The organism is Pseudomonas sp. FW300-N1A1, from assembly GCF_058789115.1.
Window position 1 is genome coordinate 192216 of record NZ_JBYTBK010000003.1, and the last position, 23084, is coordinate 215299.

Annotated in this window: 18 protein-coding genes and 1 pseudogene; 11 read left to right on the top strand and 8 right to left on the bottom strand. The window is 60.9% G+C overall.

Annotation, left to right across the window (positions count from 1 at the left end; translation table 11 throughout):
• The first annotated feature begins 38 nt into the window (after positions 1 to 38).
• The 6 genes and pseudogenes from AC3WQN_RS04525 (at position 39) to trhA (ending at position 9026) form a co-directional block, all read left to right on the top strand.
• Positions 39 to 5942, top strand: coding sequence for a hybrid sensor histidine kinase/response regulator (locus AC3WQN_RS04525; RefSeq protein ID WP_103398822.1), 5904 nt, complete (start codon positions 39 to 41; stop codon positions 5940 to 5942).
• Complete coding sequence (locus tag AC3WQN_RS04530) at positions 5935 to 6390, top strand: chemotaxis protein CheW (protein WP_103398823.1); 456 nt, start codon at positions 5935 to 5937, stop codon at positions 6388 to 6390. Before AC3WQN_RS04525 ends, AC3WQN_RS04530 begins: the two co-directional genes overlap by 8 nt.
• Before the next feature lie 207 nt (positions 6391 to 6597).
• Positions 6598 to 7707 carry an RHS repeat-associated core domain-containing protein gene (locus tag AC3WQN_RS04535; RefSeq protein WP_103398824.1) on the top strand — a complete coding sequence of 370 codons (1110 nt, stop codon included), beginning with the start codon at positions 6598 to 6600 and terminating at the stop codon, positions 7705 to 7707.
• A gap of 90 nt (positions 7708 to 7797) precedes the next feature.
• Positions 7798 to 8062, top strand: a pseudogene (locus tag AC3WQN_RS04540) (chemotaxis protein CheW); the annotation flags it as partial.
• Positions 8043 to 8210 (top strand): hypothetical protein, encoded by a 168-nt coding sequence (locus AC3WQN_RS04545; protein WP_158248594.1) that lies wholly within the window; start codon positions 8043 to 8045, stop codon positions 8208 to 8210. The pseudogene AC3WQN_RS04540 and the gene AC3WQN_RS04545, both read left to right, overlap by 20 nt.
• Positions 8211 to 8408: 198 nt before the next feature.
• Positions 8409 to 9026 (top strand): PAQR family membrane homeostasis protein TrhA, encoded by a 618-nt coding sequence (gene trhA / locus AC3WQN_RS04550; protein ID WP_103398825.1) that lies wholly within the window; start codon positions 8409 to 8411, stop codon positions 9024 to 9026.
• A 35-nt stretch (positions 9027 to 9061) separates the two neighbouring features.
• Here the strand turns inward: trhA and AC3WQN_RS04555 are convergent, their stop codons facing one another.
• Entirely contained in the window at positions 9062 to 9976 is a 915-nt protein-coding gene (locus tag AC3WQN_RS04555; RefSeq protein ID WP_103398826.1) for a LysR family transcriptional regulator, read from the bottom strand.
• Between the two features lie 107 nt (positions 9977 to 10083).
• Here AC3WQN_RS04555 and AC3WQN_RS04560 point away from each other — a divergent pair, with 107 nt between their 5' ends.
• The 3 genes from AC3WQN_RS04560 to AC3WQN_RS04570 are packed head-to-tail and all read left to right on the top strand — an operon-like array spanning position 10084 to position 12637.
• Entirely contained in the window at positions 10084 to 11325 is a 1242-nt protein-coding gene (locus AC3WQN_RS04560) for a D-amino acid dehydrogenase (RefSeq protein ID WP_103398827.1), read from the top strand.
• A 28-nt stretch (positions 11326 to 11353) separates the two neighbouring features.
• Positions 11354 to 11704, top strand: a complete 351-nt coding sequence (locus AC3WQN_RS04565; protein WP_103398828.1) for a RidA family protein — start codon at positions 11354 to 11356, stop codon at positions 11702 to 11704.
• A 30-nt stretch (positions 11705 to 11734) separates the two neighbouring features.
• A complete protein-coding gene (locus AC3WQN_RS04570; protein ID WP_103398829.1) occupies positions 11735 to 12637 on the top strand; it encodes a transporter substrate-binding domain-containing protein in 903 nt (300 codons plus the stop codon).
• Positions 12638 to 12668: 31 nt separating this feature from the next.
• Here AC3WQN_RS04570 and AC3WQN_RS04575 read toward each other — a convergent pair whose 3' ends face one another.
• Both AC3WQN_RS04575 and AC3WQN_RS04580 read right to left on the bottom strand, forming a co-directional pair.
• The gene (locus AC3WQN_RS04575) at positions 12669 to 13388 is read right to left on the bottom strand and encodes a 16S rRNA (uracil(1498)-N(3))-methyltransferase (RefSeq protein ID WP_103398830.1); all 720 of its coding nucleotides are present in this window, start codon (positions 13386 to 13388) and stop codon (positions 12669 to 12671) included.
• A 208-nt stretch (positions 13389 to 13596) separates the two neighbouring features.
• Positions 13597 to 15003, bottom strand: a complete 1407-nt coding sequence (locus AC3WQN_RS04580; RefSeq protein ID WP_103398831.1) for an adenosylmethionine--8-amino-7-oxononanoate transaminase — start codon at positions 15001 to 15003, stop codon at positions 13597 to 13599.
• Positions 15004 to 15304: 301 nt separating this feature from the next.
• Here AC3WQN_RS04580 and AC3WQN_RS04585 point away from each other — a divergent pair, with 301 nt between their 5' ends.
• Together AC3WQN_RS04585 and AC3WQN_RS04590 are read left to right on the top strand one after the other, a co-directional pair.
• A complete protein-coding gene (locus AC3WQN_RS04585; protein ID WP_103398832.1) occupies positions 15305 to 15856 on the top strand; it encodes a cytochrome b in 552 nt (183 codons plus the stop codon).
• A 31-nt stretch (positions 15857 to 15887) separates the two neighbouring features.
• A complete protein-coding gene (locus AC3WQN_RS04590; RefSeq protein ID WP_103398833.1) occupies positions 15888 to 16484 on the top strand; it encodes a YceI family protein in 597 nt (198 codons plus the stop codon).
• A gap of 68 nt (positions 16485 to 16552) precedes the next feature.
• On the opposite strand, the gene rhlE2 is transcribed toward AC3WQN_RS04590, so the two are convergent.
• The 5 genes from rhlE2 to ahcY all read right to left on the bottom strand — a co-directional run bounded on the left by rhlE2 (position 16553) and on the right by ahcY (position 23082).
• Positions 16553 to 18412: an RNA helicase RhlE2 gene (gene rhlE2, locus AC3WQN_RS04595; protein WP_103398834.1), complete on the bottom strand. Its 1860-nt coding sequence runs from the start codon at positions 18410 to 18412 to the stop codon at positions 16553 to 16555.
• A 227-nt stretch (positions 18413 to 18639) separates the two neighbouring features.
• Complete coding sequence (locus AC3WQN_RS04600) at positions 18640 to 19455, bottom strand: substrate-binding periplasmic protein (RefSeq protein WP_103398835.1); 816 nt, start codon at positions 19453 to 19455, stop codon at positions 18640 to 18642.
• A 33-nt stretch (positions 19456 to 19488) separates the two neighbouring features.
• Positions 19489 to 20583, bottom strand: a complete 1095-nt coding sequence (locus AC3WQN_RS04605) for a hypothetical protein (RefSeq protein ID WP_103398836.1) — start codon at positions 20581 to 20583, stop codon at positions 19489 to 19491.
• Positions 20584 to 20668: 85 nt separating this feature from the next.
• Complete coding sequence (gene metF / locus AC3WQN_RS04610) at positions 20669 to 21514, bottom strand: methylenetetrahydrofolate reductase [NAD(P)H] (RefSeq protein ID WP_095081480.1); 846 nt, start codon at positions 21512 to 21514, stop codon at positions 20669 to 20671.
• Positions 21515 to 21672: 158 nt separating this feature from the next.
• Positions 21673 to 23082 carry an adenosylhomocysteinase gene (ahcY, locus tag AC3WQN_RS04615; protein WP_103398837.1) on the bottom strand — a complete coding sequence of 470 codons (1410 nt, stop codon included), beginning with the start codon at positions 23080 to 23082 and terminating at the stop codon, positions 21673 to 21675.
• Positions 23083 to 23084 lie beyond the last annotated feature (2 nt).

Sequence of the window (23084 nt, forward strand, 5' to 3'; positions counted from 1 at the left end):
ACAAGGCCTGTCGGGAACGAACTTTGACTGGAGTGGTTATGGGTGATCGGCACGACTATGTGGCCCTTGAGTGGGTCAAGGGCGAAATTGCCGAAACGCTGAAACAGGCCTACTTTGCCCTCGACAATCTGGTCGAGGACCCGCAGGCCATGCACGCGCTCGAAGAGTGCCTGACAGACATACATCAGGTTCACGGCAGTTTGCAGATGGTCGAGTTCTACGGCGCGGCCTTGCTCGCCGAGGAAATGGAACAGCTGGCCGCCGCCTTGCTGCGAGGTAGCGTGAGCCATCGTCAGGAGGCCATTCGCCTGCTGCAACAGGCCCTTGGCCAGCTACCGATCTACCTGGATCGCGTGCACAGTGCCCGCCGCGATTTGCCGTTGGTGGTGTTGCCACTGATCAATGACCTGCGCAGCGCCCGTGGCGAAAGCCTGTTATCGGAAACCAGCCTGTTCAGTCCGCAACTGCAGGATCTACCGGCGCTGGATGATGCGCAGTTGGCGCTGCTTGCGCCCGAGGACTTGCCGAACGTCCTGCGCAAGGTGCGGCAAATGCTGCAGATGGGCTTGGTCGGTTTGCTGCGCGAACAGGACGATGGGACCAATCTCGGTTATCTGGCCAAGGTCTTCAGCCGTCTTGAGGCACTGTGCGGCGATGCTCCGCTCAGCCCCCTGTGGCAAGTGGCTTCGGCCCTGGTCGAAGGCATGACCGACGGTCGCATCGGCAACAGCCCGGCACTGCGCAGTTTGTTCAAGGAAGCCGACAAGGAGTTCAAGCGCCTGCTTGAGCAAGGGATGCCGGGCATCAATCAGCCCGCCCCGCCTGAACTGCTCAAGAGCCTGCTGTTTTATATCGCCAAGGCGCAGTACCCCAGCGCACAGATGCAAACCCTGAAAGATCGTTACGGACTCGATGATGCCTTGCCTGACAGTGCCGTGGTCGATGAAGAGCGCGCACGCCTGGCCGGACCTGACCGTGACGCCATGCGTTCGGTGCTGGCCGCGCTGTGCGAGGAACTGGTGCGGGTCAAGGAGCGCCTGGACCTGTTCGTGCGCAGCGACCGTCAGCACACCTCGGACCTCAACAGCTTGTTGGCTCCGTTGCGGCAAATCGCCGACACCTTGGCGGTGCTCGGTTTCGGTCAGCCGCGCAAGGTCATCATTGATCAACTGGCGGTGGTCCAGAGTCTGGCGCAGGGCCAGCGCGAACCGAACGACGCGATCCTGATGGACGTCGCCGGCGCCTTGCTCTATGTCGAGGCGACCCTGGCCGGCATGGTGGGCATTGTCGAGGAAAGCCGCGAAGAGAGTCGCTTGCCAACCACCGACCTGACCCAGATTCACCAGATCGTTATCAAGGAAGCCCGGCTCTGCCTGCAGCAGGCCAAGGACATGATCGTTGACTACATCGACGCCGAGTGGGACCGGCAGCTGTTGCAACCGCTGCCAGCCTTGCTGACCCAGGTCCGGGGGGCGCTGGCGATGATCCCGCTGAGCCGTGGGGCGAGCCTGCTGGAAGCCTGCAACAGCTACATTCGCGAACATCTGTTGGTGGATCAGGCCCCGCCGCACTGGCAGCAGCTCGACAGCCTGGCCGATGCCATCACCAGCATCGAGTATTACCTGGAGCGCTTGAACGAAGACCCGCAAGCCCTCGGTGAGCAGTTGCTCGATGTAGCCGAGCAAAGCCTGGCGGCGCTCGGCTATTTGCCCTGCGACGTTCATGTGCCGGTGCTCGATGAGGTACTCGACTCCGACGACCCGCACCTGATGGCGGATCTGCAGGCGCTGTCCGACCCTCAGACCGTGCAGTCGCTGGCCGACGTGCTGGCCAGCCCGGTGTCGGCCGTCAACCCGCCGGCCCTGATAACGCCGGGCAGTCTGCTGCCGCCGCCGAGCGACGAAGCACCGGTGGATGACGAGCTGCGGGAAGTGTTCCTCGAGGAGACCGACGAGGTGCTGGACATCCTGCGCGAGTACTTGCCGCGCTGGTCGTCCAATCCCGATAGCACCTCGGCCCTGAGCGAATTGCGGCGGGCGTTCCACACCTTGAAAGGCAGTGGGCGCATGGTTCGCGCACTGGTACTGGGTGAGCTGGCCTGGGCCGTGGAAAACCTGCTCAATCGGGTGCTGGAACACAGTGTCGAACCCGCTCCACAGGTGCAGGACCTGTTGCGTGACGTGTTGCAACTGCTGCCGGAACTGGTGGCCGAGTTCGCCGGCAATGCCCAGCGCCAGCGTGACGATGTCGACCGCCTGGCCGCCCGAGCCCACAGTCTGGCCAGGGGGGCTGTGGCCTCGGATCCGGGTGCGGTCTCGGCCGACCCGCAATTGCTGGAGATCTTTCGCAACGAAGCGCAAAGCCACCTCGCCAGTCTCAACCGCTTTCTCGACCAGGCCGCAGAACATGTGCCCCTGCAGGCCAGTGACGAATTACAGCGCGCGTTGCACACCCTCAAGGGCAGTGCATCGGTGGCCGGCGTACTGCCGATTGCCGAGCTGGCGGCGCCACTGGATCAGTTGGCCCGCGAGTACAAGGCGCACCTGATTGCACTGGACCTGGATGAGGTCGAGTTGCTGCTGGAGGCCGAGGGGTTGTTGCGCCAAGGCTTGAAGCAGTTGAAGAACGACCCGCTGCAGGCCATTCAAGGTGCACAAGGGTTGATCGAACGCACCCGGGCACTGCTTGCCGAACGCCTGGAAGCCGTACTCAACTCCCCGAACACGGGCCTTCGAATCAAGCGTGATCCGCAGCTGATCAATAACTTCCTGGCCCAGGGCATGGATATCCTGCTGGATGCCGAAAGCCTGTTGAAACGCTGGCAGCAGCATCCCGGCGAACGACAGGAACTCAGTGCGTTGCTGGATGAGCTGACCACGCTGGGAGAGGGCGCCCATCTGGCCGATCTGCACCCGGTGGATGAGCTGTGCGAAGCCTTGCTCGACCTTTACGGCGCGGTGGAAGAAAGCAGCCTTGCCGTCAGCGAGCGGTTTTTCTTCGAGGCGCAAAGTGCTCACGAAGCCTTGATCAACATGCTCGACGAACTGGCCGCCGGCCAGGAAGTCAGCCATCAGCCGGCGCGGGTGCGCGCCCTGCGTGATTTGCTCGGTGAAGGCCTTGATCCTTCCTCCTTGGGCCTGATTCGTAGCGAGGGTGGCCGCACCCTGAGCATCACCGAGCTGGGTAGCGCCATGTCCGGGCTGGAACAGGACCCGGCTGCGGCGCTCGACACCGATGATGAAATGGTCTCGATCTTCCTCGAAGAGGCCGTGGATATTCTGGACAGTGCCGGGCAAGCCTTGCAGCGCTGGCTGGCTGACCCTGAGAACGGCGCGCCCTTGTCGTCGTTGCAGCGCGACCTGCATACCCTCAAGGGGGGGGCGCGGATGGCCGAGGTCGGGCCGGTTGGTGACTTGGCCCATGAGTTGGAAAGCTTGTATGAGGGGCTGGTGGATCGGCGTTTCAGCTACAGCGCCGAGCTGGCGCTGTTGTTGCAGCGCAGCCACGACCGCCTGGAGCAACTGCTGGAGCAACTGCACGAGCAGCAGCCACTGGGTGATTGCACGGCGCTGATCGAGGCCATTGAGCAGTGGCGCCAACACAGTGTTGGCCCCGTCGAACCGGACGAGCCTGCGCTTGCACAGGATGCGGCGAATCACGATCCGGAATTGCTGGAAATCTTCCTCGAGGAAGGGTTCGACATCATCGACAGCTCCGGTGCGGCGTTGACGCGTTGGCAGGCGGACCCGCAAAACCGTCAGGAAATGGAAACCCTGCTGCGCGACCTGCACACCCTCAAGGGCGGTGCGCGGATGGTCGAAATCGCCCCGATTGGCGACCTGGCCCATGAGCTCGAATTTTTATACGAAGGCCTGTCGACCGGTCTGCTACAGGCCACTACCGAGCTGTTCGGGTTGTTGCAGCGCAGTCATGATCGACTGGCACAGATGCTCGACGCCTCCCGTGCCGGTCAGCCGGTGCAACCGGCCGAGAGCCTGATCGAGGCCATCAAGGGCTTCAGTCACCCGATCGCGGGCGAGCATTCGGCGAAGGTGGTCGAGGCGGTGCCGGTGAACAAGCCCGAGCCGCCCGTGCCGCAAGCGGAGACCGGCGCCGACATGGTCAAGGTGTCCGCCGAACTGCTCGACGACCTGGTGAATCTGGCCGGGGAGACTTCGATCTTTCGCGGGCGTATCGAACAGCAAGTCAACGATGCCCGAGTGACCTTGGGCGAGATTGAAACCACCCTCGAGCGCATGCGCGATCAACTGCGGCGCCTGGACACCGAAACCCAGGGACGGATTCTCAGTCGGCAGCAGGTCGAGGCCGAGCGGTTGGGCTACGAAGAGTTCGATCCGCTGGAAATGGACCGCCACTCGCAGTTGCAGCAGCTGTCGCGGGCGTTGTTCGAGTCCGCCTCCGACTTGCTCGACCTCAAGGAAACCCTCGAGCGGCGCAACCAAGACGCCGAGAACCTGCTGCAGCAGCAGGGGCGGATCAACACCGAGCTACAGGAAGGCCTGATGCGCACGCGCATGGTGCCGTTCGAGCGCATGCTGCCACGCCTCAAGCGCATCGTGCGGCAGGTCTCCAGCGAGTTGGGCAAGGACGTCGAGTTCGTCGTCGGCAATGCCGAGGGCGAGATGGACCGCAATGTCCTGGAGCGCATGGCCGCACCGCTGGAGCACATGCTGCGCAACGCCGTCGACCATGGCCTGGAGTCCGCCGAGGTGCGCCGCGCCGCCGGCAAGCCCGAGAAAGGCCTGATTACCCTGGACCTGTCCCGTGAGGGCGGGGACATTATTTTCGATATCCGTGACGACGGTGCCGGCGTGCCGCTGGACGCTGTCCGACGCAAGGCGATCAAGCGAGGCCTGCTCGCCCCCGACAGCGACATCAGCGACCGTGATGTGTTGCAGTTCATTCTGCAGCCCGGGTTTTCCACGGCCGAGAAAATCACCCAGATCTCCGGGCGTGGTGTCGGCATGGACGTGGTCCACGAGGAGGTGCGGCAACTGGGTGGTTCGATGAGCATCGACTCGACCGCTGGCAAAGGTGTGCATTTCCGCATTCGCCTGCCGTTCACCGTCTCGGTCAACCGGGCCTTGATGGTGCAGTGTGCTGAGGATCAGTACGCCATCCCGTTGAACACCATCGAAGGCATCGTGCGCGTGCTGCCCAACGAGCTGGATGCTCACTACCAGCTTGATCCGCCTCAGTACGAGTACGCGGGGCAGCGTTACGAGCTGTGTTATCTGGGCGAGTTGCTGAAAACCAGTGTCCGCCCGAAACTCCTGGGCCAGAGCCTGCCGTTGCCGGTGCTGCTGGTGCAGTGCAACGAGCGGCATATCGCGGTACAGGTCGACGCGACGGCGGGGACCCGGGAGATTGTGGTCAAGAGTCTCGGCCCGCAGTTTGCCGCGGTGCAGGGCTTGTCCGGCGCGACCATTCTTGGCGACGGCCGGGTGGTGCTGATTCTCGACCTGTTGGCACCGTTGCGGGCGATGCAGGCGCACGTACCGGCACAGCAACGGCGGCCGTCATCCAGCGCTGAGACAGAGCCCCAGCGTTCGATGCTGGTGCTGGTGGTCGATGACTCGGTCACCGTGCGCAAGGTCACCAGCCGGCTGCTGGAACGCCACGGCATGAACGTACTGACCGCCAAGGACGGGGTGGACGCCATGCTGGTGCTGGAAGAGCACATGCCCGACCTGATGCTGCTGGACATCGAAATGCCGCGCATGGACGGCTTCGAAGTGGCCATGCAAGTGCGCAACGACCCGCGCTTGCAGCACCTGCCGATCATCATGATCACTTCTCGCACCGGTCAGAAGCACCGCGACCGGGCGATGGCCATCGGCGTCAATGATTACCTCGGCAAGCCGTATCAGGAATCGATGTTGCTCGAAAGCATCGCCTTATGGAGCAAAACCCATGCTTGAACACCGCTCCAGCCATCTCATCGGGCTGTTGTTGTCCCTGGCCGATCGTACGTTGATCCTGCCCAACGTCGCGGTGGCCGAACTGATCGACTACCAACCCGGGACCTTCGACCTCGACTCGCCGCCCTGGTACCTGGGGCAGGTGAACTGGCGTGACCGCAAGATCCCGCTGCTGAGCTTCGAATCGGCCTGCGGCCAGAAAACCGTCATCGGCGAGCGCGCGCGCATCGTCGTCCTCAACACCCTGAGCGGCCGGCCGAACCTCAAGTTCATTGCCTTGCTGGTTCAAGGCATCCCGCGCTCCTGCAAGCTCGACAGCCAGTTGAGCTACGTCGACGTGCCGCTCTGCGCCCTGGAAAAGGCGGCGGTACAAGTCGCTGACCAGGTGGCAAAAATCCCCGATTTGCTGGCGCTGGAGGAGTTGCTTGTGACTGCCGGGTTGACTTGACCGGGCCCATCGCGAGCGGGCTTGATTCAGCCGTCGATAACATACAGTTGAACGGATACAGGGTTCACACAATTTTCGAGTATGTTAATTCGTTCGATTTCCCAACACCTTAAGGCTGCTGTACCTATCAGTTCTGATAGTAGACAAGTCCAACGCGATCAACGATTCTGGAGGTCGTGCATCCAAGGGTTCAAGGGAGCTCCTACAATGCTTCTTCAACAGGATTCTATTTGCTGTCGTTATGAATATGATCCGTTGGATCGTCTTGTTGGCTTGAAACCTTTGGAGAAAGAGGGGTGCCAGCGTTTCTATTGCAATGGCCGGCTGGTTACAGAGATCCAGGGACTTTCTCAATGCTCGATAGTGCAGCAGGGTGATCAACTGTTAGCGCAACAGTTGCGTCAGGGTGAAAGTGTGCAAACTGATTTGTTGGTCACGGACAGGCTGCGCTCGGTAATGCGCATAATGGGCAAGCGCCTGCAACATCCAATTACCTACACGCCTTATGGTCATTTGCACCCGGAAAGCGGATTGACCAGTATGCTGGGTTTCAATGGTGAACGGCGCGACCTCTTCACAGGATGTTATCTGTTGGGTAATGGATATCGAGCATTTAATCCAGTGTTGATGCGTTTTAATAGTCCCGACAGTTTGAGTCCGTTTGATAAAGGTGGGTTAAATCCATACGCCTATTGTTTGGGGGATCCAGTAAATAGGAGTGATCCAACGGGGAATGTTGCATGGTTTAATTTAACTACACGTCAAGTAAATCACTTGTCTGCAGCTGCGCGAGCAAAAGGTAATTCTTTTCAGGGCATTTTCCCAGGAGTGAAATACTCCGATCAAGGAGTAAGTGGGGATTTGAGTCGTGGGCAGCAAGTAAAGCTTTCGAAATTGAGGCGGGATTACGTAGCGAAGTCGATTGATCATAAGGGTTCTGGGGGTGGACCTAAGAAACTTAAAATTCTTTCCGGCGAGGTTATTCGCGAGTATGCAGACGAGCTGGAGATGGCTCCGGGGCTGCGTAGGTTTATGGAGGGGTTTGTTCCATCCAATAGATATAGTTTGGAGGAATTTTCAAAATTACGAAAAGAATATGGGGTTATTCCTGATTTGCCTGATGGGTTTGGCTCATTTAACAAGCAACACGAGCTAAGAGTAGAAGTGCACAAGCAAATTCAACATCTTGCCTACTATGCGACACAAGTCAAAATTAGCTTTTCTCCGTCTAAAATGACTGACCTACAGCATGGGCTTCCTTATTGGGAACGCAGGGGGATTGCCGATCAAATGGATGATATCAGGCTGTTTCGGTGATTAGCGTTTTACTACTCTGAGCGTAATGATCTGTCTCCGTGCTTGATTGATACCACACACCCAACGCTCCTAAGGTAGCTCCACGACAGCAAACCCTTGATCGGTGAACGTGCCCGCATCGTCATCCTCAACACCCTGAGCGGACGGGCCAACCTCAGGTTCCTTGCCCTGCTGTTCCAGGGCATCCCGTGCAAGCTCGACAGCCAGTTGAGCTACGTCGACGTGCCGCTGTGTGCATTGGAACAGGCAGCGGTACAAGTCGTCGATCAAGTAGCAAAAAATCCCCGACTTGCTGGCGCTGGATGCGTTGGTGGGGACGGGATTGCTCGTGGAGCATGGAATTTCTCGCGCTTAATCCGACGCTCTATACCCCTGAGGACTGGGCCGGCAAGTTGGTTGCGGGCAACAGCTCCGTGCTGCAGGTCGCGCAACAGGAAAAGATCAACTTGTTGGGTGAAAACCCTTTGGCGCTACAGCCGATTGGGGCAATGCTGTTCAGGTAAGTGAACGCGGAGCTTTGTAGGAGTGAGCTTGCTCGCGATGAACTCAAAAACAATGCGCTATTCAGGCAGTACGCGTCATCGTTAACGTCCATCGCGAGCAAGCTCGCTCCTACAAAAAAGCTCCGCGTTCACCTAACTGAACTGCGATGTCGGCCTTGGCCTTGCACGCTGTTTTTGTGATTTCGAGGTGAGAGGCCCATGTACCACGGAGAAAGATTCAACGCCTGGAGCCATTTGTTCGGGGCGGTTGCGGCGTTTGTCGGGGTGGTCTGGTTGTTGGTGGTGGCCAGTCTCGATGGCAGTCCCTGGAAGATCGTCAGCGTGGCGATCTACGGGGTGACCTTGCTGGTGCTGTACAGCGTGTCGACGGTCTATCACAGCGTGCGCGGACGGGCGAAGGTGATCATGCAGAAGGTCGATCATCTGTCGATCTACCTGCTGATTGCCGGCAGCTACACGCCTTTTTGCCTGGTGACCCTGCGCGGACCCTGGGGCTGGTCGCTGTTCGGGATTGTCTGGGCGCTGGCGGTGATCGGCATGCTGCAAGAGATCAAGCCGCGCTCCGAGGCGCGGATCCTGTCGCTGGTGATCTACGCGGTGATGGGTTGGATCGTGCTGGTGGCGGTCAAGCCGCTGATTGCCGCACTGGGCACCACGGGGTTCGCCTGGCTGGCGGCCGGCGGAGTGTTTTACACCGTCGGCATCATTTTTTTCGCCCTCGACAGCCGGTTGCGCCATGCCCACGGGATCTGGCACCTGTTTGTGATCACCGGCAGTCTGCTGCATTTCGTGGCGATTGCGCTTTATGTGATCTGATTGCTGGGGGCAGGGACCGCGTTTTCGCGGCGTAACTACGCCCGCCCGACCAACCTGTCCAGTTGCTCCTGCGCGCGGTTGCTGAAGATCGTCAGTAGCTCGTTCAGGGTGTGCGGTGGCGGTTCTGTCGCGCGGGTCACCGCGTACAGGGTGATCGGCAGCGCCGGCGCCAGTGGGCGGATGGCTGTAGTCCCGGGCGAGGCGCCCAGGGCGGTGAAGGGATCGATCACGGTCAGGCCGGCCCCGGATTCAACCATCGCCCTGGCCAATGAATACGTCTGCACCGCGATGCTGATCCGGGGTGGCGGCTCGACGGCCTTGAGGTAACTGTCGAGCCGGGCCGACAGTGGATCGGCACTGGATAGCCCGATCAGCGGCGCATCGGCCAGGGCCTGCAGCGGCAGCGGCTGGCCTTCTTCTTCCAGGGGCCAGTAACCGGCCGGCGCCAGCGCCACCAACACCCCGCTGGCCAGCGCCTGGGCCTTGAGTCCCGGGTGATCGGGCAGTTGCAGGGTCAGGGCGACATCGATTTCACGCATCAGCAGGTTTTGCACCAACTCGCGACTGTGGGCGCTGGACAGCTCGCAGGCGATCTCCGGATATCGTTGCGTCCACTCATGGATGGCCGGGGGCAACAACGACAGGGCCAGGGCCGGGGTCGCGCCGATCCGCAGACTGTGGCCCGGCTCGCGGCGCAGGCTCTGGGCCAGGCGTCGAACCCCTTGCAGGCTTTCGGTGACCTTGTCGACCTCACGCTCCAGTTCCAGCGCCTCCGGGGTGGCCTGGAGTTTGCCGCGTACCCGCAGAAACAGCGGGAAACCCAGGTGCTGCTCGGCGTGTTGCAGCACCTTGGTCACGGCGGGTTGGGAGACGTGCAGCAATTGCGCGGCAGCGCTGACCGAGCCGGTCTGGCGGATGGCCTGGAAAATTTCGATGTGGCGAAGGCGCATGGCGAGTCCATAACCTTTGTTTATGGGATGACCATCTTTATTCATTGTTCGGCGCCTGTCACCTGGCTCTAACCTCGGGCTCGTCTCAACCACGATTAAGGACTGACATGGCTCAGCGTGTATGCATCATCGGCGGCGGCGTAATCGGCCTGGCAACGGCCTACGCACTGGTGCGCGATGGCGTTGAGGTGACCCTGGTCGAGGCGCGGGATTCGTTGGGCAGCGAAACCAGCTTTGCCAATGGCGGCCAGTTGTCCTACCGCTACGTGGCGCCCCTGGCCGATGCCGGCGTGCCGTTGCAGGCCATTGGCTGGATGCTGCGCGGTGACTCACCGTTGAAGCTGCGTCCACGCTTCGACCCGGCGCAGTGGCGCTGGATGGCGTCCTTCCTGGGGGCCTGCCGTTCCTCGGTCAACCGCGCCAACGCAGCCCATCTGTTGCGCCTGGCGTTGTTCAGCCAGTCCACCCTGCAAACCTGGCGCGACGCCGATGCCCTGGACGGTTTCCACTGGCGGCGTAACGGCAAGCTGGTGACCTTCCGCCAGGCTGCCAGTTTTGAGCATGCCCGCCACAAGCTGGCCGACCCCCAGCAACAACAGGTGCTGTCGCCCGCCGAGTGCGCCCGCCTGGACCCGGCACTGGCCGATGCACCCTTTGTTGGTGCGATCTACACCCCGGATGAGGAAGTCGGTGACTGCCATGGCTTTTGCCAGCAACTGGCGGCGCGTTTACGGGCCTCAGGCCGTTGCGAGTTCCGTCTGGGCCAGGCCGTGACCGGCATTCGCCAGGCCAATGGCGTGGTGAGCGCAATCGAACTGGGGGATGAAGTGCTGCCAGTGGAACATCTGGTAATCGCCGCTGGCCATCGCAGTCCACTGCTGGCGCTGCCTGGGGTGCACCTGCCACTGTATCCGCTCAAGGGTTATAGCCTGACCGTGCCGATCGGCGCCCAACACCGGGCTCCGGACCTGAGCATCACCGACTATGACCGCAAGATCGTCTACGCCCGCATTGGCGAGCAACTGCGGGTGGCGGCCATGGTCGACATCGTCGGTTTTGACCCGGCGCTGGACCCCAAGCGCCTGGCCCTGATCAAACGCCAGGCGCGTGACACCTTTGCCAATGCCGGCGACTACGAGCAGGCCATCGAGTGGGCCGGCATGCGCCCGGCGACCCCTAACGGCGTGCCGCTGCTGGGCGCAACGGCGTATTGCAACCTGTGGCTTAACCTCGGTCATGGCGCCCTGGGTTTCACCCTGGCCTGCGGCAGCGCGCAGTTGCTCAGTGAGCTGATCGGCCAGCGCCGCCCCTCCATTGACCTGCAGGGCTTTACGCCCCGTGCGGCCTGAAACCATTACCCAAGAGAAGGACTATCCGATGACCATCAGCCGTATCCAGACCAATCCACGCTTGTCCGCTGCCGTGACCTTTGGTGACCTGGTGTTTCTCTCCGGCCAGGTGCCGGGTGATGCCAGCGATGCCGCTGGCCAGACTCGCCAGGTGCTGGAAAAAATCGACGCGCTGCTGGCCGAGGCGGGCAGCGACAAGGATCATCTGCTCAGCGCGACCATTTACCTGAAGGATATCGGTGAGGATTTCGCGGCGATGAATGACGTCTGGTCTGCCTGGTTGTCGCCTGGCCAGGCACCGAGCCGCACGACCTTGCAGGCCGAGCTGGCCCGCCCGCAGGTGCGAGTCGAAATCAGCGTTATCGCGGCCCGCCGCTAAGTAATCCATCACCCACAACGGAGAATAACAATGCAAAAAATCACGTTGCTCGGCTGCACCTTAGGCGTGTTGCTCGGCACTCAAGTGCAGGCTGAAGAAGCCCCGCTGGGCCCCACCCTGAGCAAGATTGCCAGCGCCAACAGCATTACCCTGGGTTATCGCGATGCGTCGGTACCGTTCTCCTACGTGGGTGATCACTCGGGTCAACCGATGGGTTACTCGGTGGACCTGGCGAGCAAGATAGTCGAGCGTGTGCAGCAGAAGCTCGCGGTGCCCAAGCTCCAGGTGAAATACAACCTGGTGACCTCGCAAACCCGCATTCCGCTGGTGCAGAACGGCACGGTCGACCTGGAATGTGGCTCGACCGGCGTGACCGCTGAGCGGCAAAAGCAGGTGGCGTTTTCCTACGGCTTTATCTATGTCAAAGGCCAGTTGCTGACCGCCAACGACAGTGGGGTCAAGAGCTTCGCCGACCTGCGCGGCAAGAACGTGGTGACCACCGCCGGCACCACCAACGAGCGCTATCTGAAGAGCTACAACGTCGACCACAAGATCGACATGTTCGTGATCAGCGCCAAGGATCACGGCGAAGCCTTCCAGATGCTGCAATCGGGTCGGGCGGCGGCGTTTTACATGGACGACGCGTTGCTCTATGGCGAGCGCGCCAAGGCTCGCGATCCGCACAAGTGGGTGGTGGTCGGGGAAGAGCAGTCGCGGGAAATCTACAGCTGCATGGTGCGCAAGGACGATCCGCAGTTCCTCGCACTGGTGAATTCGACACTGGGCGAGCTGTACAGCTCAGGGGAAATCAACGGGATCTACCAGCGCTGGTTCGAACAGCCGATCCCGCCAAAAGGCTTGAACCTTGAGTTCCCGATGACCAGCGAACTCAAGGCGATCATTGCCAAGCCGACGAGTGATCCGGTGCAGTGATTTTCAGATCAAGAGATCGCAGCCTGCGGGCTTAGAAGTCGCCCCATAGCTGTTGTGCTACCGCCAGCGCCACTACCGGCGCAGTTTCGGTGCGCAACACGCGAGGGCCGAGGCGTGCGGCGTGAAAACCGCCAGCCTTGGCCTGCTCCACTTCGGCGTCCGACAAGCCACCTTCGGGGCCGATCAGAAATGCCAGGGTCGCGGGTTTGGCGTGGCTGGCCCATGGCTCTGCCACCGGGTGCAGCACCAGTTTCAGCTCGGCCGGGACCTGCTTGATCCAGTCTGCCAGCAGCATCGGCGGATGGATCACTGGCACCCGCGAGCGCCCACATTGCTCGCAGGCGCTGATCGCGACCTGGCGCCAGTGCTGTAGGCGTTTGTCGGCGCGTTCGTCCTTGAGCCGCACTTCGCAGCGGTCACTGAAGATCGGCGTGATTTCACTCACCCCCAGCTCCGTGGCTTTCTGAATCGCCCAATCCATTCGCTCACCCCGGGACAAGCCTTGGCCCAGGTGAATCTGCAGCGGCGACTCGATTTGCCCGGCGAAACTTTCCGTCAACGCTACCCGTACACGCTTCTTGCCGACTTCTGCCAGGATGCCGCGAAATTCCTGGCCAGAACCGTCGAACACTTGCAGGGCATCGCCTTCGGCCATGCGCAGCACGCGGCTGATGTAATGCGCCTGGGCCTCGGGCAATTCATGCTCGCCGAGGCTCAAGGGGGCGTCGATAAAGAAGCGGGACAGTCTCATTTCTGTTCTCTGTAAAAAGTCGGATGTAGCTTGACACTGATTTGCGGGAACGGGTTTTTGTGGCGAGGGAGCTTGCTCCCGCTCGGCTGCGAAGCAGCCATAACCCGGCGGATGCGTTTTAACCGGTGAAACACGGTTGCAGGTTTTGGGGCCGCTTCGCGCCCCAGCGGGAGCAAGCTCCCTCGCCACAGTGGGTCATCGACAGGGCTTAACCCGGATCACGGAACCCCGGATGGAAGTCCTTCGGCACGGCCACGCTGATGCTGTCGCGGGTGGCGATGTCGATGCCTTCGCTGGCGACCTCGGCGAGGAAGTCGATCTGCTCGGGGGTGATCACGTAGGGCGGCAGGAAATACACCACGCTACCCAGCGGGCGCAACAGCGCACCGCGCTCCAGCGCATGCTGGAACACTTTCAGGCCACGGCGTTCCTGCCATGGGTAGGCGGTCTTGCTGGCCTTGTCCTGGACCATTTCGATGGCCAGTACCATGCCAGTCTGGCGCACCTCCGAGACGTTAGGGTGGTCCACCAGGTGCGCGGTGGACGAAGCCATGCGCTGGGCAAGGGCCTTGTTGTTCTCGATGACGTTGTCGTGTTCGAAGATATCCAGGGTCGCCAGCGCGGCCGCACAGGCCAGCGGGTTGCCGGTGTAGCTGTGGGAGTGCAGGAAGGCGCGCAGGGTCGGGTAGTCATCGTAGAAGGCGCTGTAGACGTCGTCGGTGGTGACGCAGGCCGCCAGCGGCAGATAGCCACCGGTCAGGGCCTTGGACAGGCACAGGAAGTCCGGACGGATACCGGCCTGTTCACAGGCGAACATCGTGCCGGTACGGCCGAAACCGACGGCGATTTCGTCGTGGATCAGGTGTACGCCGTAACGGTCGCAGGCTTCGCGCAGTAGTTTCAGGTACACCGGGTGATACATGCGCATGCCGCCCGCGCCCTGGATCAACGGTTCGATAATCACCGCCGCGACCGTGTCGTGGTTTTCCGCCAGGGTCTGCTCCATCGCGGCAAACAGGTTGCGCGAGTGTTCTTCCCAGCTCATGCCCTCGGGGCGCAGGTAGCAGTCGGGGCTCGGCACCTTGATGGTGTCCAGCAGCAGGGCCTTGTAGGTTTCGGTGAACAGCGGCACATCGCCTACCGACATCGCGGCCATGGTCTCGCCGTGGTAGCTGTTGGTCAGGGTGACGAAGCGCTTTTTGTTCGGCTGCCCGCGGTTGAGCCAGTAGTGGAAGCTCATTTTCAACGCGACTTCGATGCACGACGAGCCGTTATCGGCGTAGAAGCACCGGGTCAGGCCTTCCGGAGTCATTTTCACCAGGCGCTCGGACAGTTCGATCACCGGCTGATGGCTGAAGCCGGCAAGGATCACATGTTCCAGTTGATCCACCTGGTCCTTGATCCGCTGGTTGATCCGCGGGTTGGCATGGCCGAAAACGTTGACCCACCAGGAGCTGACTGCATCGAGATAACGTTTGCCTTCGAAGTCTTCGAGCCACACGCCTTCGCCGCGCTTGATCGGGATCAGCGGCAGTTGTTCGTGGTCTTTCATCTGGGTGCAGGGATGCCACAGGACCGCGAGATCGCGCTGCATCCACTGATTATTCAGGCCCATTTTCATTCTCCTCGAGACGGCTCGCTTGTTTCGCGGGCAAACAGTCGCGCAAGCCTATGCAATGAAAGGGATGCGGACAACCTATTGTGGCTTTTTCACGTGTTTGCATTGACGAGCCGGCGGCGTCCGGGGGCACGCCTGGTGTGTCGGGGAGAGAAGCTTGCCACGGCGTTAATCTTTCCTTAACCATCCTGTTGCAGGCTCTTGATCGTTTTTCTCGATATTTCAAAGCGAAATTTTCGGCTTTAAATCGATAGATAACTCGATAGTCTTGGTCGCAGTTTTTTACAGGATTTGGGCAATGCAGCTACGTAACTCTTCTTCCCGATATGGTTGGGTCAGTATTTTCCTGCACTGGAGCGTAGTGCTGGTCGTTGTCGGTCTATTTGCGCTGGGCTTGTGGATGGTCGGGCTGGATTACTACAGCACCTGGCGCAAAGACGCGCCCGACTTGCACAAAAGCATCGGTCTGGTGCTCTTCGCGGTCATGGTATTGCGGGGGCTCTGGCGCTTTCTCAGCCCGCCACCGCCGACTCTGGCCAGCTACGACCGCATGACTCGCCTCGGCGCCAAGCTGGGTCACGGGTTTCTATACCTGGGCCTGTTCGGCGTGATGATTACCGGCTACCTGATTTCCACCGCAGACGGTGTCGGGATTCCGGTGTTTGGCCTGTTCGAAGTCCCTGCCTTGATTTCCGGTCTACCGGACCAGGCAGACATAGCGGGTGTGATTCATTTTTATCTGGCCTGGGCGCTGGTTGTTTTTTCCGGCCTCCATGCACTGGCTGCATTGAAGCACCACTTTATCGATCGTGATGTGACGCTGACCCGAATGCTGGGTCGCAAAGCCTGATGTTCAACCTCGACTCCAAGGAATAGAAAGCATGTTGAAAAAGACTCTCGCCGCTCTGGCAATTGGTACTGCAGTATTGTCGGCAGGTCAGGTGATGGCCGCGGACTATGTGATCGACAAGGAAGGCCAGCACGCCTTCGTTGATTTCAAGATCAGCCACCTGGGTTACAGCTACATCACCGGTACCTTCAAGGACCTGGATGGCAAGTTCAGCTTCGACGCGGCCAAGCCGGAAGACAGCAAGATCGAAGTCAACGTACGCACTGGCAGTGTGTTCACCAACCATGCCGAGCGTGACAAGCACATCACCAGCAAAGACTTCCTGGATGCGGGCCAGTTTGCTGATGCCAAGTTCGTCTCCACCAGCGTCAAGTCCACCGGCAAGAACGCGGATGGCAAGGAAACCGCTGACGTGACAGGCGACCTGACCCTGCTGGGCGTGACCAAGCCGGTGGTGGTCAAGGCCACCTTTCTGGGCGAAGGCAAGGATCCATGGGGCGGCTACCGCGCGGGCTTCGAAGGTACCACCCACATCAAGCGTAGCGATTTCGGCAAGCAGAAGAATCTGGGCCCAGCTTCCGACGCGGTCGAGTTGTACATCACGTTTGAAGGCGTGAAAGCGAAGTAATTTTCGCGGCTACAAAAAAAACGCCCCGGATCGCAAGATCCGGGGCGTTTTTCATGGTGCTTGAAAAATCAGCGGTTGCGGGTCAGCAACGCAGGTTTTTCGCCGCGTGGACGGCTTGGCAGTTGATCGAGCTGCTCAGGTGTCGGGAAGCGATCGCTCTTGGACTCCTTGTGAATGATCTTCGGCGCCGGGCCGCCGCGCGGGTTTTGTACCGCCGGTTCCTGGCGCGGCTGGTCGTCACGGGCCGGACGACGAGTGCGCGAGTCTTCGCGGCGGGCCTGGCCGTCACGAGGGGCGCCGCTACGCGGGCCGCTGCGTTTGGCCGGCGGAGTACCGGTGGTGCCGCCGCTGCTGTTGCGTGGACCGTTCTGACGGCCTTGCGGTTGACCCGTACGCGGAGCACCTGCGGCTGCGCCTGCACCTTGTGCCGGAGCGCCCGGACGACGTCCACGGCCCTGGTTTTTCGGTTGCTGAGGCACGTAGTCGACACGGTTACCGAAGTTGTCGATATCGTCGTCAAGGAACTCGTCCGGTGCGCGATCAGCGGCGGCGCGTGGAGCGGGGCGCTGCTGTTCACGGGCTGGAGTGCCTTCGCGCGGCTTCTGCGCAGGGCGCTCGCCACGGGTGGCGGCCGGTTTTTCCTTGCCGCCCTTGTCCTTGCCCTTGTCCTTGCGACCGCCACCACCGCCGTTCGGACCGTCGCCGCGAGGGCCACGTGGGTTGCGCGGGTTACGCACATCCGGACGCTCGCGTACTTCAGGTTTTTCCGCTTCTACGGTACTGGCGTCAAAACCCATCAGGTCGCCATCGGCGATTTTCTGCTTGGTCATGCGCTCGATGCTTTTCAGCAGTTTTTCTTCGTCCGGTGCTACCAGCGAGATGGCCTCGCCCGAACGACCGGCACGGCCGGTACGGCCGATACGGTGCACGTAGTCTTCGTCGACGTTCGGCAGTTCGAAGTTGACCACGTGTGGCAACTGGTCGATGTCCAGGCCGCGTGCGGCGATGTCGGTGGCCACCAGGATGCGCACTTCGCCGGCCTTGAAGTCAGCCAGGGCTTTGGTACGGGCATTCTGGCTCTTGTTGCCGTGGATCGCCACGGCGCTCAGGCCGTGCTTGTCCAGGTACTCGGCCAGGCGGTTGGCGCCGTGCTTGGTGCGGGTGAAGACCAGTACCTGTTCCCAGGCGCCCGCGGTAATCAGGTGCGCCAGCAGCGAACGCTTGTGGCTGGCAGGCAAGCGGAAGACCCGTTGCTCGATGCGCTCGACCGTGGTGTTCGGCGGCGTGACTTCGATGCGCTCAGGGTTGTGCAGCAACCTGCCGGCAAGGTCGGTGATGTCCTTGGAGAACGTTGCCGAGAACAGCAGGTTCTGGCGTTTGGCCGGCAGGCGGGCGAGGACCTTCTTCACGTCATGGACAAAGCCCATGTCGAGCATGCGGTCGGCTTCGTCCAGTACCAGGATTTCCACGTGGGACAGGTCGACGCTGCCTTGGCCGGCCAGGTCGAGCAAGCGACCCGGGCAGGCAACCAGCACGTCAACGCCACGGGCCATGGCCTGAACCTGCGGGTTCATGCCAACGCCGCCAAAGATGCAGGCGCTGACGAACTTGAGGTCGCGGGCATAGAGCTTGAAGCTGTCATGCACCTGGGCGGCCAGTTCGCGAGTCGGGGTCAGGACCAGTACGCGCGGTTGGCGCGGGCCGTGACGCTGGGATTTGTCCGGGTGACCGTTGGGAAACAGGCGTTCCAGAATCGGCAGGGCGAAACCGCCGGTCTTGCCTGTGCCTGTCTGTGCCGCGACCATCAGGTCGCGACCTTGCAACACGGCGGGAATGGCCCGCTGTTGCACCGGAGTAGGCTGGGTGTAGCCGGCGGCTTCGATGGCGCTGACTAAAGCCTCGGAGAGACCGAGGGAAGCAAAGGACATGAGTAATCCTGTTTTTAGTTAGGGCTTGGCCCAATGGGATAGTCTTGCCTGGCGCGAGTGGCGTTTGAGAGAAGCGCAATCGCGTCCGGTCCTGCTGGGGTCTGAAGGCTCAACTTCGAGTGCTCGCGCGGGCTGGAAAGCTGCGCTGTAGCGATGTCGAGAGGCCTTAAACAGTCCCGAGCGTCCGGGCGTAAGCCTGGCGGGAAGGCCGGAGTATAACAGAGCAATCAGTGTGCGCTGCTTTCCTGCTGCTCAACGGTTTTTTCATTGCCCGCTTGCGGCGTCGCCAACTGGGTTGCGGGGGCGGGTGTTGCGCCATAGCGCGCGCTGAGCTGGGCGTAGGCCGGTTCGCGCTTGAAGCGCTTGAGTTCGGCGCCGAAGCGCTGCACCAGCAGATCCATGCCCGCATTGCGGCGTACGGCCAGATACTGGCTTTCGTGACTGATAATAGTCGGGCTTTCGCTGATCTGATCGCGCAGGTTCAGGCTGTCGAGCAGGGTCTGGCCCACCCGGCGGTCGGTGATCAGCAGGTCGATGCGCCCGCGCGCCAGCTTGCCGAAATTGGCTTCATGGGTCGGCGCCGGTTCGCGGGTGAACAGCGTCGACTCGCGAAAGTCCTGGCTGTACAGATAGCCGGGTGAGGTGCCGATGGTCAGGCCACGCAGGTCTTCCAGGGTGCGGAAGGGGTGAGGGCGGGCATTGGCGTAGAACATCACGAATTCGACTTGCGACAGCGGCTCGCTGGGGTAGAGCAACGTGGCGTCACGCTCATTGCTGTGAAAGATGTCCAGCGCACCGTCGGCCAGCCCTTGGTCGAGCATTTGCAGGCAGCGTTTCCAGGGCAGGAACTGCCATTGCACTTCGATGCCCAGGCGCTGGAAGACAATCGCCGTGGTTTCATAATCCAGCCCACGGGCCTGGCCGTTTTCTTCGTAGACGTAGGGTGCCCAGGGCTCGGTGACGATGCGCAATTTTTCCGCCCGGGCGGTAAGGCTCAGGCAAACAAAAAGTACAGCTGTCAGCAGTTGGGCAATGACGGGCATCGTTTGAGATTACGACGAGAGGTAGTGAAATAGCTAGCCTGAGGCAGAGTCGCCTTTTGCCTGCATCAGATGTAGGTAAATGGCGTTTCTTCGTTGGCCGAGCACCAGTCGATTGATCGGGTGGTTGAACCAGCGTTCCAGTTGGTGGCTCTGAAGCGGTCGTTTCAAGCGCTTTTCGAGGTTGTCACGGGCCTTTTCCCACCAGACGGGCGTGCATGCCTGATCAAACGGATTGGTGTGACGGTAGCAGCCGTAGAGGATTTCGCGCATGAATTGGCGCTGTTGCCGGGGCAAGGCCAGGGTAATGATTTTGTAGGCCAGGCGCTGCAATGTGGGCGGGCGAGGCAGGGTGGCCGTCACCAGGCCGGTTTCATCCAGGGCGAAAGCGCTGGTCGGGTCAGCCTCGTGCTTGTCCAGCCAGGCCTTGATCTTGGCGCGAAACAGTTCCTTGCGGCTCCAGTAATGATGGATCAGGTCGGGGCATTCGCGCACGTTCCGGGTGCGGTAGGCGGCCACCGAGAGGCAGAACTCTTCAAGGGTATAGGCGCCCTGGGCCAGGGGATACAACTCGTCCATCAAGGCGATCGAGTGATCGAGGACATCGGCATCCGCACGCTCAAGCCCGATCACCCCGGAGTTCAGCAAGGGCATCTGGTCGTCTGCCAGTTGTCGTTGTTGCAGCAGCGTGGCCAGGGTCTGGTAAAGCCGGGTTTGCCGGTTGGCGCCATACGGCATGCCCAGCGTGTTGCACAGCAACGTGCCGGGTTCGATGCGCCGGAACAGCTCCAGTGGCGAACAATGGAAAAACGTGTCGGTGTCGATCAGCAGTGCCCGTTCTGATTCGCGCAGCACCTGTCGCATGACCACATGCTTGGCGCGGAAGTGATAGCCGTGGGGGGCAATCCAGCGTTGACGGGTGCTTTCGTCCAGCTCGCGGATACGCACCGGCAAGTCACGATAGGGCGCGGGGTTATCCGTGAACACCTGGATGTCGAGTGCTTCGTCCGGCGTTTTTCGCATTCCCGCCAAGGCGCTGGCGATGCTGAAGACCGCTTCCTGGTGGTAGGTGCTTGCCCCGTAAACCAGATAGATCAGTTGGGGGGTGGGGGCTGGATGAGGTATCGACATCTACTACGTTTTACCCTGGTGATATGACAAATAAAAAAAGGCCCTGGTTTTCGCCAGAGCCTTGTTCCTGAAGACGATGCCGGTGTCAGCGCGGCAGCTTCAGGTTGTTCCAGACAGCTAGGCTAGGCTCAGCCTGGTTCAGGGTATAGAAATGCAGCCCTGGTGCGCCGCCCTGCAACAAACGTTCACACATTTGCGTGATCACCTGTTCACCGAAACCCTGAATGCTCTGGGTGTCGTCGCCGTAGGCTTCCAGTTGCTTGCGGATCCAGCGCGGGATTTCCGCACCGCAGGCGTCGGAGAAGCGTGCCAGCTTGCTGTAGTTGGTGATCGGCATGATGCCCGGCACGATCGGGATGTCCACGCCCATGGCCCGTACACGCTCGACGAAGTAGAAGTAGCTGTCGGCGTTGAAGAAGTACTGGGTGATCGCACTGTCGGCGCCAGCGTTGGCCTTGCGCACGAAGTTGGTGAGATCGTCTTCGAAGTTGCGCGCTTGCGGATGCATTTCCGGGTAGGCGGCGACTTCGATGTGGAAATGATTGCCGGTCTCTTCACGAATGAATTCAACCAGGTCATTGGCATGGCGCATTTCGCCGCTGGCCATGCCCATGCCCGAAGGCAAGTCACCGCGCAGGGCGACGATGCGCTTGATGCCGGCAGCCTTGTACTCGCTCAGCAGGCCGCGCAGGTCGGCTTTGCTGTCACCCACGCAGGACAAGTGCGGAGCGGCAGGGATTTTGACTTCGCTTTCAAGCTGCAGCACGGTGTTGAGGGTGCGATCACGGGTCGAACCGCCAGCGCCATAGGTGCAGGAGAAAAAGTCGGGGTTGTAGCCGGCCAGCTGACGGGCAGTGGCGATGAGCTTTTCATGCCCAGCATCGGTCTTGGTCGGGAAGAACTCGAAGCTGTAGCGACGATCTTGGGACATGGGAATACCCTTGGAAACTCATAAGACGGACGCTGGCCCCCTGTAGGAGCGAGCTTGCTCGCGAAAAATATCAAGGCAACGCGTTTATCCAGACAGCACGCGTTATCGTTAACGTCCATCGCGAGCGAGCTCGCTCCTACACAGGAAGAGCCGGCCTATCAGTAGCGATAAGCGTGCGGCTTGAACGGGCCTTCGACGGTCACGCCGATGTACTCGGCCTGTTGCTTGGTCAGTTGAGTGACCACGCCACCGAAGCCGCGGACCATTTCCAGGGCCACTTCTTCGTCGAGTTTCTTCGGCAGTACTTCAACGGTCAGGCGCTCGGCTTTCTGGGCTGGCGACAGGTCGGCGTACTTCTGGCCGAACAGGAAGATCTGGGCCAGTACCTGGTTGGCGAACGAGCCGTCCATGATGCGGCTTGGGTGGCCAGTGGCGTTGCCCAGGTTAACCAGGCGGCCTTCGGCCAGCAGGATCAGGTAGTCGTCGTTCTGTGGGTCGAAATCGCCAGCACCGGTACGGTGGATCTTGTGAACCTGTGGCTTCACTTCTTCCCATGCCCAGTTCTTGCGCATGAAAGCGGTGTCGATTTCGTTGTCGAAGTGGCCGATGTTGCAGACAACAGCGCGCTTCTTCAGGGCCTTGAGCATGTTGGCATCGCAAACGTTGACGTTACCGGTGGTGGTCACGATCAGGTCGATCTTGCCCAGCAGCGCTTTGTCGATGCTCGCTTCGGTACCGGTGTTGATGCCGTCGATGAACGGCGAAACCAGTTCGAAACCGTCCATGCAGGCTTGCATGGCGCAGATCGGGTCGACTTCGGAGACCTTGACGATCATGCCTTCCTGGCGCAGGGACTGGGCCGAACCCTTGCCCACGTCACCGTAGCCGATGACCAGCGCTTGCTTGCCGGACAGCAGGTGGTCGGTGCCGCGCTTGATGGCGTCGTTCAGGCTGTGACGGCAGCCGTACTTGTTGTCGTTCTTGCTCTTGGTCACCGAGTCGTTGACGTTGATGGCCGGGATTTTCAGCTCGCCCTTGGCCAGCATGTCCAGCAGGCGGTGTACGCCAGTGGTGGTTTCTTCGGTCACGCCGTGTACGCGGTCCAGAACCTGCGGGTACTTCTTGTGCAGCAGCTCGGTCAGGTCGCCGCCGTCGTCGAGGATCATGTTGGCGTCCCATGGCGCGCCATCCTTCAGGATGGTTTGCTCCAGGCACCACTCGTACTCTTGTTCAGTCTCGCCTTTCCAGGCGAAAACCGGGATGCCGGCAGCGGCGATGGCGGCGGCAGCCTGGTCCTGGGTCGAGAAAATGTTGCAGGACGACCAGCGCACTTCGGCACCCAGGGCAACCAGGGTTTCGATCAGCACGGCGGTCTGAATGGTCATGTGGATGCAGCCAAGGATCTTCGCGCCCTTGAGCGGTTGCTCGGCGGAATACTTGTTGCGCAGACCCATCAGGGCTGGCATTTCGGATTCAGCGATGATGGTTTCGCGACGGCCCCAGGCAGCCAGGGACATGTCGGCGACTTTGTAGTCGTTAAAATCTGCAGGCGTGATAACAGCGCTCATGA

Bases quoted from the DNA above. Each gene is read 5' to 3' on its own strand.
- AC3WQN_RS04525 (WP_103398822.1), top strand. From the start codon at position 39: ATGGGTGATCGGCACGACTATGTGGCCCTTGAGTGGGTCAAGGGCGAA.
- AC3WQN_RS04530 (WP_103398823.1), top strand. From the start codon at position 5,935: ATGCTTGAACACCGCTCCAGCCATCTCATCGGGCTGTTGTTGTCCCTG.
- AC3WQN_RS04535 (WP_103398824.1), top strand. From the start codon at position 6,598: ATGCTTCTTCAACAGGATTCTATTTGCTGTCGTTATGAATATGATCCG.
- AC3WQN_RS04545 (WP_158248594.1), top strand. From the start codon at position 8,043: ATGGAATTTCTCGCGCTTAATCCGACGCTCTATACCCCTGAGGACTGG.
- trhA (WP_103398825.1), top strand. From the start codon at position 8,409: ATGTACCACGGAGAAAGATTCAACGCCTGGAGCCATTTGTTCGGGGCG.
- AC3WQN_RS04555 (WP_103398826.1), bottom strand. From the start codon at position 9,976: ATGCGCCTTCGCCACATCGAAATTTTCCAGGCCATCCGCCAGACCGGC.
- AC3WQN_RS04560 (WP_103398827.1), top strand. From the start codon at position 10,084: ATGGCTCAGCGTGTATGCATCATCGGCGGCGGCGTAATCGGCCTGGCA.
- AC3WQN_RS04565 (WP_103398828.1), top strand. From the start codon at position 11,354: ATGACCATCAGCCGTATCCAGACCAATCCACGCTTGTCCGCTGCCGTG.
- AC3WQN_RS04570 (WP_103398829.1), top strand. From the start codon at position 11,735: ATGCAAAAAATCACGTTGCTCGGCTGCACCTTAGGCGTGTTGCTCGGC.
- AC3WQN_RS04575 (WP_103398830.1), bottom strand. From the start codon at position 13,388: ATGAGACTGTCCCGCTTCTTTATCGACGCCCCCTTGAGCCTCGGCGAG.
- AC3WQN_RS04580 (WP_103398831.1), bottom strand. From the start codon at position 15,003: ATGGGCCTGAATAATCAGTGGATGCAGCGCGATCTCGCGGTCCTGTGG.
- AC3WQN_RS04585 (WP_103398832.1), top strand. From the start codon at position 15,305: ATGCAGCTACGTAACTCTTCTTCCCGATATGGTTGGGTCAGTATTTTC.
- AC3WQN_RS04590 (WP_103398833.1), top strand. From the start codon at position 15,888: ATGTTGAAAAAGACTCTCGCCGCTCTGGCAATTGGTACTGCAGTATTG.
- rhlE2 (WP_103398834.1), bottom strand. From the start codon at position 18,412: ATGTCCTTTGCTTCCCTCGGTCTCTCCGAGGCTTTAGTCAGCGCCATC.
- AC3WQN_RS04600 (WP_103398835.1), bottom strand. From the start codon at position 19,455: ATGCCCGTCATTGCCCAACTGCTGACAGCTGTACTTTTTGTTTGCCTG.
- AC3WQN_RS04605 (WP_103398836.1), bottom strand. From the start codon at position 20,583: ATGTCGATACCTCATCCAGCCCCCACCCCCCAACTGATCTATCTGGTT.
- metF (WP_095081480.1), bottom strand. From the start codon at position 21,514: ATGTCCCAAGATCGTCGCTACAGCTTCGAGTTCTTCCCGACCAAGACC.
- ahcY (WP_103398837.1), bottom strand. From the start codon at position 23,082: ATGAGCGCTGTTATCACGCCTGCAGATTTTAACGACTACAAAGTCGCC.